Below are 19,275 nucleotides of genomic sequence, written 5' to 3'. Positions count from 1 at the left end.
ATAACTAATTCTTTGAATACAATATGTGAGAAATTTAGGTAAAACTCTTGAATCGTAATTTTACATAGTTAAGTAGTACTATAAACATATAGTATGATTAATAAACTCTCCATGAGCAAGTTATTATCTACCAAGATAGAGGTAATCACTACAGATTATAGCCTTCCTTATGAAGAAGTAATATTTCTTATGAAACAATCGAGTAACTACGTCAAAAAGCACAACTCTCATTTATTACTTATACTTCAACACGAAGCATGCTATACCACATTCAGTCGGTACCCTCCTGGCAAAAAAATAGAGCATATCAAGATAAAGGATGAAATTTTACCTTTATATTCAACTGATCGTGGTGGAAAAATAACTTATCATGGGCCCCAGCAGAAAATTTTTTATCCAATTTTTTTTCTCCCTAATTTATACAAACACATCGATATAAGAGATTTTATCAATAAATTAGAATGTACTGTTATCTTCACTTTAAAAGAGCTTGACATCGCAGCATTTCAAAAGAACGATGCTAGAGGAATATGGGTGAAAAATGCTAGAAATGAAGAAGCGAAAATTGCTTCAATAGGGTTACGATTTTCGAACATGATTTCACATCATGGTATTTCCATTAATATTTCAGATTGTCGAAATTATCTCGAACAAATTCCAGCATGTGGAATATTTGGAGGACGCACAGCATGTGTGATGGATTTTTTGGATGAAGAAAGTATAACTCTTGGTCTGTATATTGAGATGCTTTTCAAAAAGCACTTGAACACGTTTTTTTTTAGCATATGATCTGAAATTGTTAGTATAATCAAAGCTAAATATGAAAATAAGAACATTATGTATAGTTGCTATGATACTACTGATGCCAAGTATCAGTTTAGCTTCAGATATCAAAGATAATGCAAAAAGCAATTCAGTTGAATTATTACTAAATATTGTGAAAAATTGCCAACGTACACAAGATAATAAGGAAATTCTAAAAGAAAAACCTGAAAACATATATAAGTCTAATAATTTAAGGCATTATCAAAATATTGAAACAGAAGCAGCTGGAGTGAAAATAGCACTTATAGGACACGTATTGGATAATCATTGTCATCCTGTGCGGAACGCAGTTGTAGAAATATGGCAAGTAGATTCATATGGTAAATCACAAAAATATTGCGAAAGCGTTAAAGCACCTTTAGCGAGGGAAGAGCCAGATGCTGAATATACTAGTATGTTCAAGGAGTGTGATAGATTTTTTACCGGTAGTGGCACTTCCATCACGGACGAAAAAGGAATGTACGTTTTCTTCACTATAATGCCAGCAATAATCCACAAGACTCCACACATTGATATGAGTATTAACAGTAAGGAACTCGGCACGCTCAATACTAGGAATTTACTTACCAATCCATTAAATATAGATGAAATACCTGCATCGCTACTAAACAAGTTAGAAGGTAGCACTGCAATCTATAGATTTGATATAGTTTTCCCGATTGAAAATAGATATAATCGTTACTAAACCGTGTATGTTTTCGAGCATTTTGCATATTTCTCGCATTCTGTTATTAGGTTTTGTGCTCTTGCATTCCGATACGTGTTTCGGAAGAGATTGTTCTACTTCAGATATACAGTTTGTGGTGCGATCTATAAACGCTACAAATAGCATTAAAGCAGATTTTGTAGAACACATTAGCAATAGCATAAGCAAGGGTTATATTACATGGCTCAGACCTGCAAGTATAAAAATGGAGTATCATAGCCCCAAAAAGATACTACTGTTATCACAGGATGCGAACGTGATGTTACATTATGATTTTGAATTGAAAGAAGCAAGTTACGTACCAATACGTAATACTGCTTTACTAAAAATCATAGGTAATAATATTGTAAACCTACAAAAACAATTACATGTGAAAAGGTGTGATATAGATGGCGATATTACATCCTTGTGGATGAGTGGTATTATTATGGGAAAAGAAGTTGAAGATTATGAGAATACCGAGATTAAAGTAGAATTTCAGAATATTGTAGAAAATACCGTACTCTCTATCAGGCGTATTATAGTTTACAGATTTGGTAAAATTCATTCTCTCCTTACTTTAAGCAATGCCAAACTGAATCACGGCGTCAATAAGTCAGATTTTCATTTCAAAGATCCTACTTTTTATGGTGCAAATGATGAGTAATTCAAGCGTTATAATATCTCAAGAAGTAAAACTTACGCCACAAAGAGGGAAAGTATTAGGTTGGATAATGTATTTCAACGTCAAACCAGATAACTACTTGGGGATAAATATAGCTACTGGGTGGACTATGTGCATTAATCCTTATTGCCAAGTACAGATAAGATTTAGTAGCAAAGAAAGAGCTATACAGTTTGCTATAAAAAATAATTATAAATATTCTATTTTAGAGTTAAATATCTCATGCAAAAGTAAGAGAATTTATTATCAATATATAAATAATTATAAATAACTTTTAATTTTTATCCATGCACATTAAATATGATTTAGCAGTTCTTGGAGGAGGAGTAGGAGGCTATTCAGCAAGTATTGAAGCCGCTAAACTAGGTAAAAAAGTAGTATGCATAAACGCCGAAGAACGTATCGGAGGTACGTATGTAAATCATGGTTGCATACCTTCTAAGGTATTTTTAAATGTCACTCATGACTACTACCGAAGCACACACTCAAATATTCACAATGGAGTACAATATAACGATGTTACATTTTCGATGCATGATATGTGCCACCATAAAAATAACATCACACAAAGCATTTCTGAAAAAATCGAATACTCCTTCCAGAAATACGGAATAGATAAAATCACAGGTTTAGGCTCTTTTATTGATAAGAATACCATATTAGTCACTAACGGAAAAAAAGTAGTAGCGGAGAATATCATAATCGCTACAGGTTCAAAAAGTAGAGAGATGCATAATATTAAAATGGATGGAAAATCTATTATGTCATCAAAAGAAATTCTCAATATTAAAACTGTACCAAAAAAAATAGTAGTATTAGGTGGTGGTGCAATAGGAGCTGAAATTGCAATCGCATTTGGTAGAATAGGAACTGAAATTATTATACTTGAGCATGGCAATCATATACTCAATAACATGGACGATGATGTTGCTTTAGTTGCACAAGAACAGTTCAAAAATATTAAAAAGATAAAGATTTTTTCCAACGCTTCAATTACAGAAATCAACAAACAAAAAACAGTTAGTAGTGTCACTAATGAGAATTTTTTAACTATTAATTATATCTCCTCAAATAATCATGGGCAGATAACTGATGTCGATATATTACTAGTAGCAGTAGGAAGAATCCCAAACACCGATGGTCTTGAATTACAAAATGTACAAATACAAGTCGACGAAAGAGGAGCAATAGTTGTCGATAACAATATGCAAACCAGTATAAAGAATATATATGCTATAGGAGATGTAGTTTGTGGTATAATGCTTGCTCATAAAGCAGCAGCGGAAGGTAGGTTTGTAGTAAATAAAATGTATAATTTGAATTACAAAATAACATATAACGCAATACCTTCTGTAGTTTATACTCAACCAGAAATTGCATCTGTTGGATTATCTGAGAAGGAACTGAAAAAGCATAATCTAAATTATAAAGCAGTAAAAGCTCACTTCAAAAATAATCATAGAGCAATTCTTTCATGTTCAGATGAAGGTTTTATTAAAATACTTATAGGGGAGGATTTAAAAATACTTGGAGCTACAATAGTAGGGTATAATGCTGGAGAACTAATTGGAGAGATAATATTAGCAATACAGAATGGTATTGACATTAACGACATGTCATTACTCATACATTCTTATCCATGTATGAATGAAATAATAGAGGATGTAATGAGGACATTTAAAAGCGAATCAATATCGTTATAAGAATAGTCATGTACTGAATATATCCAAATTCTACAAGAATTATTGCACAGTAATAAGTTATTGTTATTATAGTGTACATACGTCATGTACGACGTTTTATAAGTAATATGTCACGATATAACCATTCTAAAATTGCTGATAAATGGCAGAGATATTGGAAAGAAAATAAAACTTTTTCAATATCAAATTCCGAGGCAAATGAGAAAAAATACTACGTACTTTCGATGTTTCCATATCCTTCTGGGAAGTTGCATGTGGGACATATACGAAATTATTCGATATCTGATGCAATAGCACGCTTTAAACACGCTTTAGGGTATAACGTTTTACATCCAGTAGGATGGGATGCATTTGGATTGCCCGCCGAAAATGCAGCAATAGAACATAATGTACATCCTAAAGAATGGACATTAGGAAATATAAAAACAATGAAAGAGCAATTAGAAAAGTGTGGATTTTCTTATGATTGGGATAGAGAAATTATGACATGCTCTTCAAGTTATTGTGCAGATCAACAACACCTCTTTATAGAGATGCTTAAACATGGTCTTCTATATCAAAAAGAAAGTGAAGTGAACTGGGATCCAATCGATAAAACAGTACTCGCAAACGAACAAGTAATAGATGGCAAAGGTTGGCGTTCAGGAGCTGTAGTTGAAAAAAAAATGCTTACACAGTGGTTTTTCAAGATTACAAATTTTGCAGAACACCTACTACAAGATCTTTTATCTCTTGAAAAATGGCCACTCAGGATTAAATCGATGCAAGAAAAATGGATTGGAAAATCAGAAGGAGCTGAAATGATATTTCGCATTTCAGATAGTACTGCCATCCACCACGATCTGAATGACATAACTGTTTTCACAACAAGACCTGAAACAATTTTTGGATGCACATTTATCGCTATTAGTTCTACTCATTCAGTAGCAAAAAAACTTGCGCAAAATGATAATCGTATTCACGCAATTCTGGAAGAATGGAAAAAATCTAGCACTATGGAAGCAGAGAGTGCAACTAAAGAAAAACATAGTATCATTACTAATCTTCGTTTTCTACACCCTATCTGTAATACAGAAATACCTTTAATTATCGTAAATTATATTGTAGATGGATACGGGACAAATGCTGTTTTCGGTTGCCCAGCCCACGATGAGAGAGATTTTGAAGTCGCAAAAGCACACAGTTTTCCCGTTATATCTGTAATACAAGATGAAATGATGATCAATTCAGATTTTCTTACAGGACTCTCAATTAAAGATGCTAGAAATAGAATTATCAAATATCTCGAAAGTAATAAAATAGGAAATCGTGCGGTCAATTTCAGACTTAGAGATTGGAGTATTTCACGACAAAGATATTGGGGATGTCCAATACCAGTAATATATTGCTCAAAGTGTGGAACGATAGCGGCTGATGAAAAATCATTACCGATATCACTTCCAGAAGACAGGAATTTATGTAAATCAGAATGGCTAAATGTGAAATGCCATATTTGCGGATCCGAAGCTACAAGAGAAACCGATACATTAGACACATTTGTAGAGTCTTCATGGTATTTTTTAAAATTCATACTTCCAGATACACCACTCAAAGAATGGAAAAATAATGCAACATATACAAACCAACTTAATCACTGGCTACCTGTAGATCAGTATGTAGGTGGAGCAGAACATGCCGTAATGCATTTAATATACTCCAGATTTTTCACAAAAGCATTACATCAATTAGGCTATATAAAGTTCCAAGAACCATTTACAGCACTGTTGAATCAAGGCATGGTATGCCATGCCGCATACAAAAATGAAGAAAAGAAATGGGTAGATGTTAAATATGTGAAAAAAATAAATGAAACAGAATATCTGCGTTATATAGACTCTAGAAATGGACGAGAAGTGCATCTCGTTGGCATAGAAAAAATGAGTAAATCAAAGTTAAATGGAATTGATGCTAATGATGCTATTGAACAATTCGGAGCCGATGCAGTGAGAATGTTTATGCTATCTGACTCTCCACCTGACAAGGATATAGAATGGTCAGATGTAGGTATAGATGGAATCTGTAAGTACCTTAATAAAATATATCGCGAAATTGTAAGTATCACTACTCAAAATATAAAGTATACACTCAGTGAAGATTCACATATGCAGTATATAAAAATATATGCTTTTACTAATGATTCTAATGTGCTTCGATGTATCCATACAACAATACGTCTTGTTACAGAAAGTTATGAAAAACACTCTTTTCATAAAGCGATTGCTTTCATACGAGAACTATCTAACACCGTATTGACTACCGAAGTAAAATCACTTGAGCTAAAAGCGATTGCTTTATGGATGATAGTTAGATTACTTAATCCAATCGCCCCTCATATTACTGAAGAGTGTAATCAAATATTGAGTAAAATTACCGACTCAAAACTTACTCTTTCGAAGATGAAATGGCCTACATATGATATACAATACTCTCAAAGTGAAACAGTGAAAATAGCTGTACAAATAAATGGGAAAACAAGAAATATTTTGGAAGTACAGTTAAACTGCTCTCAAGAAGAAGTTGAACAACAAGCTAAACTCTCTCATATCGTTTCAAAATATATAAAAGGAGAAATACAAAAAGTGATTTTCATACAAAATAAAATTTTAAACTTTATAACAAAAAACTAGCAAAATTATGTAGCTTATTCTTTTGATAAACACTCTTTTATTAAATTTAACGCGTTATCTAGCCCATATATATAAAAGAAAGAACCTAATCTTGGTCCGTTATTAGTTCCTAATAAGATTTCATATAATGCTGTGAAAAAAGCTTGTGGAGCTATATCAACTACCTTTGCAGTATCATATATAGCATTTTGGATTTCACTTTCAGTACAATCCATATTAACTATTTTTTCGAATTTCTCGTATAATATCAGCATTGCTTCCCTCTCAGTATCATTAGGACGTCTATACTGTTTACTTACTTTATATACATCTTCATAGAAGATAAGTGCTTTTTTTATAAGTAATATTATCATCTGCGGCATATTTGCATTTACCGATATCGAAGAATTGTACTTCGTTATGTATTTTAAGATATAAGCACAAATCATCTCATACGAAGAAGAGCGAAAAGCACCAATTAAGTTTAAAATCATAGAGTAATCAATCTTTGCCTCTAAAAAGCCCATCATCACATCAGCTTCAGTAGCATCTACGACATATCGCCCTAAGCAATCGTCATAACTATCTATCTTACCAAAATGTATATTATTTTGTTTTGCAATCTCTACGTAGAAAATTGGATTCATAAAAATAAGCTTCATATATCCACTTTTCTCAGAATCATCTGCTTTTTCGATATTTTTGAGCAATTCGAAGTATTTCCTAAAATCCCTGATATACTCATCCATGTATTTTACAATTAGTCCGAGAGATATTTTTTTAGCTGAAGTAGGAGATATATACATCAAATAGGCAAGTGAGTCGGTAAGACCATATTTTAACCATTGCTCTACTGTAATACCATTCGCCTTCGTCTTTGATATCTTTTCACCATTCTCATCCAAAAACAATTCATAGTACATCTGCTGCGGAGGAATGCCATCAATAATCTTACATCCCTTGGAATATATTGCACCATTCACTAGATGATCTTTTCCATACATCTCAAAATCAACTTGTAGCACTTTCCATCTTAGAGCAAAATCGAGTTTCCACTGCACTTTACACTCTCCATTTAAAACTGATACCTCTATCACATCATTAGTAACTGGCTCAGTATAACTTACAGTATTCTTTTCTAGATCTATCTCGTCTATTTTTACCTGTAATACTACCCCAGTACGCTTACATATCGGAAGGAATGGACTATACGTTTTTCTTCGTTCGTCACGAAGAGTTGGTAATATTAGATCCAATACTTTTTGATGACGCTGAAGAAGAATTACTATTCCACTATTCAACATTCCATTCCTATAACACTCAGTTGCACTCATAAATTGGTATTGAAAACCAAAATCATCCAAGAATTTACACAACTTTTTATTCATTGCTACCGCATAACTATCATCCTTACCAAACGGATCTGGTACTTCACTCAGAGGTAAACCTATATACTTTTGATATTCTTCCACATTTGCAATGAAATCAGGAATCTTTCTCATTGCATCTTTATCATCTGAAAAGCAGATCAGCTTTGTAGGAAAATTTGTTACTCTCTTGAACGCTTCCTGAACCATAACAGTACGAACCACTTCTCCAAATGTACCAATATGCGGTAAACCGGAGGGGCCATATCCCGTCGAAAAAAGTACAAACCCTTTTGATGGAACACTATTATTAATATGCTTCAATAAACTAAATGATTCTTTAAAAACCCAACTACTTGATTGACTTGCTTCTTTCAAATATGAGATATGCATTATTATCTTTAATCAATTATACAGTAGCATTGAACATTATGTTTGTTAGAATATAATTTGCAAACATGATTAGCACTGAAGACCATACTACCGCTTCGGTAGTCGCTTTTCCGATGCCAGAAGCACTATAGTCAGAATTAAAGCCTTGATAAAAAGATACAGAAGTACTAATTAACCCAAAAAATAAGGCTTTGATAAGACCAGAACTAAAATCTACAAGCTTAAATGCGTTGATCGAACTACTAACATACGTCTCATAGTTAAAATCGAGAATCATTATACTGACAACTCCTCCGCCTATTATACCTATTACATCAGCAATCATCACAAGAAATGGCATGCAAATTACTCCACTCATTATTCTTGGTATAGCTAAATACCTAATTGGATCGACACCTAATGTGTACATTGCATCTATTTGCTCGCTATTTTTCATGCTAGAAACTTCCGCTGCTATCTTAGCCCCTACCCGTCCTGTAAACATCAAACTGCTTAACACTGGTCCCAACTCTCTAGTAATCGATACTACAATCATACTACTAAGAAGCATTTCTGGATTTACTGCTGATAAACCAGTATAGCTTTGTAGTGCTAAAACAGCACCAGTAAACGCAGCAGTTAAACTAATAATAGGTAAAGAAAAAAAGCCAAATTCCAACACACAACTTCTAAACATCACAACTGAAATTTTCCTTGTAAACATCATTCCAATTACACAGAGAATAAAAGAAGGTAATCTTCCAATATTAGCGAAAAAAGCATTCACCGTTTGCATACAATTAACATTTTCTACATCAAGAGAATTAGCCAAAATTACAGCGTAAAAATTACTAGTTGTCAATCATACTTTCTGCTAGAATTTCACCTATGAACATCAAAATTCGTACTTGATACGGCACTGTATGAAAACAGAAGATATAAATTTAATAGAAAGCATACAATTCGGAGCGTATAAAAAGATAGTAGAATATCTAGCTATACTACAACAAGTGAACAATCACGTAAATTTATGCTCTTCAAAGTTACAGTTTAGTAAGCTGCTAAATTACGTTATGCGATCTGTAGAATTGCATCTTACCATACTAAAATTTAACTCCAAATCCCTCATATTAGATATCGGTAGCGGTAATGGTTTACCTAGTATTATACTGAGTATTTTGGGAGCTAAAGTTATAATGGTGGATTCTAATTCTAAAAAGTGTGCATTTCTTACATTAGCAGTATCAAAGTTAAATTTAGACGCTAAAATCATAAATAGTAGAATAGAAAAAGTAGAAGCAATGCAAATACCTATTGCTATAAACAATTGCATAACGATCACGGCATTGGCTTTTTCAACTGTAAAAAAATTACTCAACGCTTGTATACGAAACTTTGAATGCCTATCTCATCTGAACGTTAGTATTTTTCTGATGAAAGGTGAAAATATAGAATACGAAATACTAGAAGCCTCAAAGAGATTTAAATTTCAAAGCACTATTATTAATAGTACTTATGATGAAAAATCTAGGATTTTAGTACTAACAGACATCTCTTCAAAATAGATAAATTTTCTATGAGAAGCACTTTATCATATCAAATACGGAAGATAGCAAAAAGCATTATCGTAGTATCACTACTCATAATGCTGTTTATTTCACTTCTCACACTATTACACATCAGACTCACGAAGCATCAAATATTGCTTGCACAGAATATTGCGATGAAATATATAGAGTTGCCTAATGATAAAGAATTAGTATTTCAAAATGTAGAACTGAAATTTAGAAATTTCTTATCATCTCTTGAAATTCAGTGCACTACTCTTATCACAGATAAAGTTTCTCCACATTTTCAATATGCTCTTCCAAGTACAAAAATTTCACTTTCACTCCTACCATGGTCGTTTCTTTCGATTGATTCCATATTGCTTTCAGATTACAAGATCGATACAGAAATCTTATGTACACTAAATGAATATATAAAAAGTACCGGTGCTCAGCACATAAATTTTAAAGCACTTTCTAAAATACTTGCATTAGCACCTCATAAAGTAGAACTACAAAATATTACTCTACAATATAGCCAAAAAGAACAAATACTACTTGAAAAACTCACAATAAATCTAAATGACAATCACGAAAAATACGATGTAGAAAGTACCGGTATAGCTAAAAGGCATACAACGCGGTATTCAATCAAGCTGAATACAATTATTGGACCGCAATTCGACAATAATACATACATCAGTAGCAAAACAAATATTGCTTTTACAAAATATGAACCAACCAAAAAGGATATCCCACTCAAAACTAATTATGAAATCTCCATAAATCAAAGTGCTCCACATCTTTTTGACATATCTTTTGACTTTCATGATGTATATGCGAAAAATATCTTCTTCTACGATAGTGAAAAATTAGATAATATTACTGGTAATGGCTCTTTAAACATAAAGAGTAAAATTCTCAATATTAGCAATGGAAAGATCACGACTGATAATATGATAACAGCACAATTTAACTTACAATATCAGTATGAGATACCACAATTTGACTTCTTTATAAAAAATACCTCTCGAATTTCGAGAAATGATTTTCTGATGTACTGGCCTCGGAAATTAGAAAAAAAAGCTAAAAAATTCATACAAGAAAACGTATTTTTTGATAATATAGCGGAAGGAGGAGAATTAAGATTTTCATATATCGAGAATAAAATAAAATCATTCTCTTGGAATGCTAACACAGTAAACTCGAAATTTGCTCCATTATCACTACTGTTTCCAATAGTATCTGGAGAAAATGTAGCTATAAGTGGAAAATTTTATAATAAAGAAACAAATATTCATTTAGACGCAAAAAATGCATATGCCGATTTCTCTAAAATATCATCAAAGCATAAGTTTCAGAAAAATAATCTACTATATATACCAAACGGAAAAGCTGATATCACACTTGGAGCTCGCAAAAATCTCATGGATATAACATACTATATCGATGGTAAAATAATCTCATATTTAGACGTTATAAAGGCACTTTTTACTCAAAAATCTGTAAAAAGTATTGTTAACATTATCGATGATAATTTCGACGTACAGAATACAGAAGGAATGTTTTTAATGAATTTACAATTCGATTTACTTAAAAGTAATATACCTATCTTTAAAATAAACGGATATATAGATAAGATAGCGTTGAAAAATACTTCATATACGCATCAGATACAACAACTACTAGGTTCAAATATCAAACTAAGTAATGTATTGCTATCTTGGCATAAAGATACAATTCAAGTGTATACAGAATGCCATAATTCTAAAAACGTACATCAAGCTTTTCTCAATTACAGCTTAGCTCAAAAGAACAAAGAAATAGTAGAGAATAGTGATTTTAATTTTTCTGAATGCAAAGAGAAGATATTTGCTTTCAGCAAACTAAAACAAAAGAATTTTGGAATAACACCGGTCTCACTTGTTGGTGCAAACAGAGCAAATCAACTTATAGTGCGTTCATCTATTTATAATCCAATATATTTTGGCGATACAAAAATCACACCTCAAGACAGACTCGATACATTTATTTCGCTCGATATAAATAATCAAATATATCTCAAAACAATTAATATAAAATGCCCATATATATCAATATATAGAAGTGTAAATCCAGTTAATATTACTGACGTTAATGCCACGGTATATAAAATAGATAATACATATAAATTCTCACTAAGCAGTTCTGCAATATCGTATGATGGTACCGTAACTGTTAATAACGAAAATAATGAAAAAATCTTCACCATAACCCCTACGCATGCAATCTCAAAAGAAGAAAAAACAATAATTAAAAAGGATGGTAATAGTATATCTATTGATATTAAACAAAATACCCTCAATCTATCGGGGTTAACCATTACAGATATTTTGAACTTGTATAATAATAAAAGAAATAATTATGCTATATCATTAGCACTTGATATAAAAAACATATTACTGGGGCAAAAAATTAGATTGAGTAATACACTGCTGAATTACATTCGAAATAGTGATGAAAAAGATACAAAATTCGCATGTGTTACAAATAGCATTGGAAATACCGGACATTATGGAATCACATACGCAAATGACAAGCTATCAGTGCAATTGCAAAATGTGATGTCATTAGTTGAAAAATTTGCAAATCTTCAACAATTTAAGAAAGGAAATGTAAAACTTAGTACTAATTTTAAAACAATTGGACAAAAACAACACTTAGATGAAAATATACTACTGATATCAAATCTCGACATTCATAATAATAAATTAATAAATATCGCTACACGAATTCTGTCGCTGTATCCTAGCATGACAAATATTGCAAAAATTATAACTATGCAACAGCAAATCAGTATACAAGACAGTAAATGCTATATCTCAGATCTAAGCTTAAACAAAATATCTTTAATTGGATGTAATATAGAGAGCGATATGTTTACAATTACTGGAACTGGCGGAGCCGACATGCAAAAAAATGAAATAGAATTCAAAGGAAAAATAATGCTCAAAACTTTCATAGATGTACTATTCCTCCCGATAAATGCGATCATACATCGAAAAGATTATAGACCTAAATTCACCTTTAACTTCAAAGAAAAAATATTTTAGCCTTTGAGTTTTAGCCTTTTAGCATGATAAGAGTTAATATAACGGAACAGTTATAATGTAGATACAAAACAACTAAAAAAAGATACATACTACTGAATATTTATCGCCTACTCTGAATGTCAAAAAATAAAGTAACTTATATATGCCAAACATGCGGTACACAGTATGCTAAGTGGATTGGAAAATGTGATGGTTGTGGCTCTTGGAACACAATACTAGAGGAGCTAACAGATTTTAATATAAGCGGTTTGCATCAGAATTTTTCTAAAAAAGATATTCTTGAGAAAGTTATACCGATAAACGAACTAACTTCTTCAGAATCAGAACTATTATCACGATACGATACAGGTTTTGAAGAATTAAACAGAGTATTAGGAGGCGGAATAGTTGCTCAATCTACAATTCTCTTGAGCGGAGAACCAGGGATAGGTAAATCAACACTATTGATGCAACTTTGTAATAACCTCGCATTAAAAGGAATACAAAGCATATATATCAGTGCTGAAGAATCACTTAATCAACTAAAAATACGAGCACAAAGACTACAAATTACTGGAAGTGATATAAAAATACTGACAACAACTTCACTATTAGAAATTATAGCAACCGTAAATAACAATAAAAAAAACTGTGTACTGATAGTAGATTCGATCCAAACAATATACTTAGAAGAAATTGGTGCTACACCGGGTAGTATGAGTCAGGTAAAAGCCTGTGCTTTTGAACTTATAAAACTTGCAAAACAGCTCTCCAACGTTGTTATTATAGTAGGACATGTTACAAAAGATGGACAAATAGCAGGTCCTAAACTACTTGAACATATGGTAGATGTAGTACTTTCATTTGAAGGGGAAAATATAAAACAACATAGGATTATCAGATCAATTAAAAATAGATATGGCGCTACAAATGACATAGGGATATTCACCATGTCAAACGGAGGATTGATGGAAGTAAGTAATCCATCAGAACTCTTTGTTACACAACAATACGATGGTGGAGTGGCAGGTTCATGTATCACAGCTTTTCATGAAGGATCTCGAAGTATTATTGTAGAAATACAGGCTCTTACATCACAATCTTTTTTTACAAATCCCAGAAGATTATCTATCGGTTGGGATAGTCCTAGACTTGGTATGATAATAGCGATACTTAATTCTAGAATAGGAATTAAATTAATGGATAAAGAAGTGTACTTAAATGTTGTAGGGGGATTGAGAATTAATGAAACTGGAATAGATTTAGCTGTTGCAGTCGCTTTATTATCTGCACATTACGGTATATTAGTTACGCGTGATACAATTTTTATAGGAGAAATAGGATTACTTGGGGAGTTACGTCCAATCTCCTATATAGACAATAGACTTAATGAAGCATCAAAACTCGGATTCAAAAAAGCAATCATACCGAAAGAAAATCTTGCAAATGTTGCAAAATCAGAATTACGCACATCCATCGAGGTAGAAGGGTTCAGCAATTTAAAACAAGTATTTCACAAGATAAAAACTGAATTTACATCTGAACCAAGAAGAACATCTACTGAACATCGTAAATAGAGAGTAGCTACTTTGTGCTACTTGTACTACTTGATGATGGCATATGCGTCATACAAAAATCTTGATTAACACCAGAAACTCTAGGGTCATCACTTGGTATGCATACATTCTGACTAAATACACCACCAATACACTTTGCTTCAGTGCCAGTACATTTTATATGCTCTTTAAAATTCTTCAAATACTGCGTATTTTCTATGTCGCTCATAGTGATATTCCTCTCTTCAGACTTAACTTTTGACATGAGCTCTTGAAACTCCTTCCTAGCATTATCACGATTTTTGTTCTCCTCAATAGTACTACTATCGCATTTATTACTTTCAGCACTAGGCGTTGGAGTGGTACTACTATCACTTTGAGGCGTTGGTGCTGAAGGAGCGGTACTACTATTACTTTTAGGTATTAGTGCTGAAGGATTAATAACGGGACCGTAGAATATTGATTGAAGATTCGGAATATTGGTATCCTCTACTGTACCGTATAACCTGAAAGTAGCTGAACCAGATGCACATGTATTATCAGAAGAAATTTCGTTACATGCTTCTAAGGCATTTTGAAAGCTTAATGGTAATTCTACTTCAAAATATGCATCATAAGACAGTTCTAAATACGGTCCACCATCACGACATTGAACAGTGTATGGACATGTCCCACAGAAAGAATTGTTGCTATTACAGTATCCACCATCAACTGAAGATACCCAATAATTGTCCTTGCTTAATCCAATTACTATTGAAACTCTTCCAGAAAATATTGCTGAATTTGCAGAAATGTTTGTCAGCAAAACCCTAGTATTAGGATGCATCATAATATAGTACCCACAAGTCCCACCGAAACAAAATGAATTAGACAAAAACGCTGCATTTCTATTCCCAATGTTATTACCTGCACAATCAGTAACTTCTACCTTAGTATTATATACATCACAAAAGTAAATACTCGGTCCTCCACATATGCTATCGCTAGTATAATATTCAAAGCCGAACTTCTCTCTGACACCTTTATAAATACCCATAGAAAAAAATCCTTCACAATCTCCAAAAACATTAGAATAAAACAATTCTTCATATTGATACGAAAATGCACCACTTCCTTTCATACCATTACAAGTAGACTCCATAAGAAGAGGAGGAGATGCTGTGGTGGGAGATGTTGTAATAGATGTTGCGGTAGGAGATACTGCTGTAGTATTGATCGTACCAAGTAATATTGATTCAAGGTTTGTAATATTGGTATCCTTTACTGTACCATATAGCCTGAAAGTAGCTGAACCCAGACAAGAGACAGATGAAATAAAACTTCCATCTATGCAATTTTTAAAACTTAACGGTAATTCTATTTCAATATACGCATCAGAAGACAGTTCCCAATATGGCCCATTATGACATGGAGTGAAAGCTGCACATGCTTCACGGGCATAATAACAATCACTAAATTGATTAGTGTTAATAGCAACAAAACCATCTCCTGCATAAGGGTCACCTAACATGGTACCTATTGAAACTTTTCCAGAAAATATTACTGAATCTGAGGAAATACTTTTCTGCACAATAGGAGTATTGTAAGACATTATAATACTGTATCCACAAATCCCACCGAAACAAAACGAATCAGATAAAATTCCGCAACTCCCAACCCCAAATACATTACCTCTACAATCAGTAAACGTCCCATAAACATCAGATATGTCAATCGTTGGTGTCGAATTTATATTATTATAATAGTAAAAATAAATATAAGGCGGTACCTTTTGCTCAACCATCACACAAGAAGACATTCCATATGTTACCATATCATAACCATTATACTCCATAAGAAGGGGAGGAGTAGAAGATGTGCTTGTTGCAGTAGCGGTTGCTGTATTTGCGGTAGTACTAGTAGTTGTACTTGCAGTAGCGGTTGTACTACCTTGGCAAGAAGATGATGTACTTGTAGTAGTAGAAGATGTACTTGAGGTATTAGTAGCTGTACTACCTTGTGATGCAGGGCAACTCTCCTCAGAAGCTTTTTTATGGCAAGGTAAAGGAGGTAAAGTGAAGCTGTAAGTAGAGAAACCAGGAGCAGGAGTATATCCTTTATTACATTGAACACTTGCCATCGTATTAACACTTACGCTAGATGGAAGGGATGTCGTAGTGGAGGAAGTGCTTGTACTATTACCGGAAGAAGGTGGTGATTTAAGTTTTTGCCTTAGTTGTCTTATACTTACCGGCTTCCCACTCGCCGTATCGATCTCAACAGGGGATGAAATGATACTATCTATTGTAGCATTTGGTACAGCCCCAGAAGAAATATTACACGTTGACGGAAGGTTAGTGCATACTGGTTGAGGCGGTAACAAAATAGAAGTTACATTTGTATTATCTGGTCTATTATTACCTGAAATAAAATCCCATCCAGTATTAGCACTCATTATACAAATTTTATCTGGAATATGCGTATATATATTGTCCGGACCATCATAAATCCCTGGACAAACAGCTCTATCCATAAAGATTTGCTCTGTAACAACTGGTTCTTCTTGTCTTTTATTAAAATAAGAGCGTATTGTACCTATCGAAGGAAGTTGCTTCCTATAAGTTCGATAAGTGTTTTTTATATTTTCTTTTTCTTGAGTAGTACTTCTCGTACATAAAGCACATGAACAATAATTATATTTTGATAATATAGAGTCTGCTTGTGACTCTATATTTGATTTCATTTTTTTCTGACCTTTATCGCTATCGTCGTTGTATTTATCTGATAAATATTCAATTCCACTTTGATTACTTTGTGCTAGAGAAAGCAAATCTTGATTATCTACTGCATGACATAATCCATCATCATCTCCACAATAACAATATTTAGCTTTTCTAGTCCTCCAACCTCCCGGTACATAAAGTGCGATTGCATTAGCTGATGCAGCACCAATCTTCCAAGATGAACAATTCCAACAATGCTTAGGAGGACATACATCATCTTCTAACTTCTCCTTCTCTCTCTTTAGATCATTTTTAGCTTTTTTATAATTAGTGATTTTAGGATTGTTGATGAAATTTTTTACTTTTGCATTCTCAGTAATCTGTGGATTATCGCTTATTATAGACTGCGCATCTGGAATTATTTCCTTAGCATAATACTCTACTTTTGCTTTTATCTCGCTTAATTTCATTTTCACATTAGATTTAAGTGTCGAAATTCCAGGATACTCAGCATCTTCCTCCGATTCATCGAATATTTCACAATTTTTACCACATTCACCACCCGATGAAGTAAGATACATATACTTCTGCTGAGCACTATTACCCAAAATCAATGCTTTAATACTAAGATTGTAGGTACCTTCAATATTATTAGAATAACTCTGTAACCCCACTATAGATTGAGCATAACTGTAATATTTTATCTCCTCAGGAGATTTTTTTTTCTTACTGTATACACTAGTAGTCTTAAGTGGAACATATTCTCTAGAAAGCATATAATACTCCCCTATACTGGTGAGTGGCGTAGTACCATCACTAGACATAAGAGTTGCGATTTTTATAGTATAACCACTAGATAACTTACATGCGTGAGCAGAAGGATCGCCTATGTTACTTCCAAGATTTTTAGCAAGACTACATTCTGCACTCTGGAATTGATTACTACTTGATAATGTTACCAAGTTATAGTTTTGATCGAGATATAATGGAGCACCATTACTATCTGTACCTATTAACGTTCCTGTTGCCGGTATAGGTGTAATTGTATCATTCATCGATTGTAGCACCCCTACCACTACCGACTGCGTACTAGTGTTACCGTAATTATAGTATGGCATAATTACTATATTCGATCTTTCGCCTATAGAAGGACGGGGAACACACCCAAGTGAACTCGAAGAACTACCATCAGTAAAATTCTGAGTAACGCATATTGAACTACCATCAATTGAGATAGATGGACAAAATGTTCCAGGTACATTCGGTAATTTTTGACAATTCTGTAGATTTTCAGGTTTATCAAAAGAGTACTGCAATGTTATTGTTGGTGGGCTTTCATACATACTAATAGAAGAAGACTGCACTTGGACGGTTGGAGCATCAAATGTACTACCAATTCCTTCAAACCATTTCTGTAAATCTCCACTAGGTGATTGTATAGAAACTACTACTACAGGAGTAACAATTTGGTTAAAAGTTGGTGGTGGTGGAAGTGTGATCATTGGTACACATCCAATTACATTTCTACTTTGAAAATCATTATGAAATTCCAGATAATGTTCTTCTACTATTCCGCATACACATACATAAGCATTGTCTTTGTTGCATGTTTTTTGAAAAGAGTATAACTCATTCAATACATTACTTTGTACCTCTGAAAGGGTAGATGTATCGATATCACCAGTTGGATAAGAGTATAAACAAGTCACAATTTTGCCCGATTTTTTATAAAAAACACCACTTTTACATAATGAACCTTCAGAATATGATCTGATATCATTCACTTGAGACGGATTAAAGGTAAATACCTCTTTCTGTTTTAGATAATTATATGCACATCCAGTATGACGATTTAAAGGATCTCTGTGCGACATACATTCATAAATTGAAACCTTATATGAAGCATTGAACGGATTTGGAGAAGTTACTTCTATAGTACCACCTGTTAACCTTCTAATGTGAAGAGCTAGTATCTTACCATTACAATTACCTTGATATATCGCATTAAAACGAGAACATCTATTTTCCTCTTTTTTAGATGACGCATAACAAGCTAAATCCGGTAGCAAAACTAGCATTATAATGAATGCCATTATATAGCACTTCATCCAAACAAA

General features: G+C 33.0%; 12 protein-coding genes. 9 read left to right on the top strand and 3 right to left on the bottom strand.

Features of this window, described 5'->3' with window-relative positions:
* The first annotated feature begins 111 nt into the window (after positions 1-111).
* The 6 genes from lipB to leuS all read left to right on the top strand — a co-directional run bounded on the left by lipB (position 112) and on the right by leuS (position 6,564).
* Positions 112-789, top strand: a complete 678-nt coding sequence (lipB, locus tag Fokcrypt_RS01525) for a lipoyl(octanoyl) transferase LipB (RefSeq protein ID WP_323722445.1) — start codon at positions 112-114, stop codon at positions 787-789.
* 31 nt (positions 790-820) lie between these two features.
* Positions 821-1,510 (top strand): dioxygenase family protein, encoded by a 690-nt coding sequence (locus Fokcrypt_RS01520; RefSeq protein ID WP_323722444.1) that lies wholly within the window; start codon positions 821-823, stop codon positions 1,508-1,510.
* Between the two features lie 55 nt (positions 1,511-1,565).
* Positions 1,566-2,177: a LolA family protein gene (locus Fokcrypt_RS01515; RefSeq protein WP_323722443.1), complete on the top strand. Its 612-nt coding sequence runs from the start codon at positions 1,566-1,568 to the stop codon at positions 2,175-2,177.
* On the top strand, positions 2,167-2,466 hold the full coding sequence (locus Fokcrypt_RS01510) for an NADH dehydrogenase ubiquinone Fe-S protein 4 (RefSeq protein ID WP_323722442.1): 300 nt from the start codon (positions 2,167-2,169) through the stop codon (positions 2,464-2,466). The genes Fokcrypt_RS01515 and Fokcrypt_RS01510 overlap by 11 nt, the downstream gene beginning before the upstream one ends.
* A gap of 16 nt (positions 2,467-2,482) precedes the next feature.
* Entirely contained in the window at positions 2,483-3,898 is a 1,416-nt protein-coding gene (lpdA, locus tag Fokcrypt_RS01505; protein WP_323722441.1) for a dihydrolipoyl dehydrogenase, read from the top strand.
* Between the two features lie 107 nt (positions 3,899-4,005).
* A complete protein-coding gene (gene leuS, locus Fokcrypt_RS01500; protein ID WP_323722440.1) occupies positions 4,006-6,564 on the top strand; it encodes a leucine--tRNA ligase in 2,559 nt (852 codons plus the stop codon).
* Positions 6,565-6,578: 14 nt separating this feature from the next.
* On the opposite strand, the gene lysS is transcribed toward leuS, so the two are convergent.
* The gene (lysS, locus tag Fokcrypt_RS01495; RefSeq protein WP_323722439.1) at positions 6,579-8,303 is read right to left on the bottom strand and encodes a lysine--tRNA ligase; all 1,725 of its coding nucleotides are present in this window, start codon (positions 8,301-8,303) and stop codon (positions 6,579-6,581) included.
* 16 nt (positions 8,304-8,319) lie between these two features.
* Positions 8,320-9,114 carry an MlaE family ABC transporter permease gene (locus Fokcrypt_RS01490; protein WP_323722438.1) on the bottom strand — a complete coding sequence of 265 codons (795 nt, stop codon included), beginning with the start codon at positions 9,112-9,114 and terminating at the stop codon, positions 8,320-8,322.
* Positions 9,115-9,205: 91 nt separating this feature from the next.
* On the opposite strand from Fokcrypt_RS01490, the gene Fokcrypt_RS01485 reads away from it, so the two are divergent.
* From Fokcrypt_RS01485 to radA, 3 genes are all read left to right on the top strand, one after another.
* Positions 9,206-9,847 carry a 16S rRNA (guanine(527)-N(7))-methyltransferase RsmG gene (locus tag Fokcrypt_RS01485; protein WP_323722437.1) on the top strand — a complete coding sequence of 214 codons (642 nt, stop codon included), beginning with the start codon at positions 9,206-9,208 and terminating at the stop codon, positions 9,845-9,847.
* Between the two features lie 80 nt (positions 9,848-9,927).
* Positions 9,928-12,921: a hypothetical protein gene (locus Fokcrypt_RS01480; RefSeq protein ID WP_323722436.1), complete on the top strand. Its 2,994-nt coding sequence runs from the start codon at positions 9,928-9,930 to the stop codon at positions 12,919-12,921.
* Between the two features lie 116 nt (positions 12,922-13,037).
* A complete protein-coding gene (radA, locus tag Fokcrypt_RS01475; RefSeq protein WP_323722435.1) occupies positions 13,038-14,477 on the top strand; it encodes a DNA repair protein RadA in 1,440 nt (479 codons plus the stop codon).
* A gap of 7 nt (positions 14,478-14,484) precedes the next feature.
* Here radA and Fokcrypt_RS01470 read toward each other — a convergent pair whose 3' ends face one another.
* Positions 14,485-19,251 (bottom strand): hypothetical protein, encoded by a 4,767-nt coding sequence (locus Fokcrypt_RS01470; RefSeq protein WP_323722434.1) that lies wholly within the window; start codon positions 19,249-19,251, stop codon positions 14,485-14,487.
* Between the last annotated feature and the right edge of the window lie 24 nt (positions 19,252-19,275).

Source organism: Candidatus Fokinia cryptica (assembly GCF_034359305.1).
Classification (GTDB): Bacteria; Pseudomonadota; Alphaproteobacteria; order Rickettsiales; family Midichloriaceae; genus Fokinia; species Fokinia crypta.
Note: the sequence above shows the minus strand (reverse complement) of the source record. Positions and strands in the feature narration are given on the sequence as shown.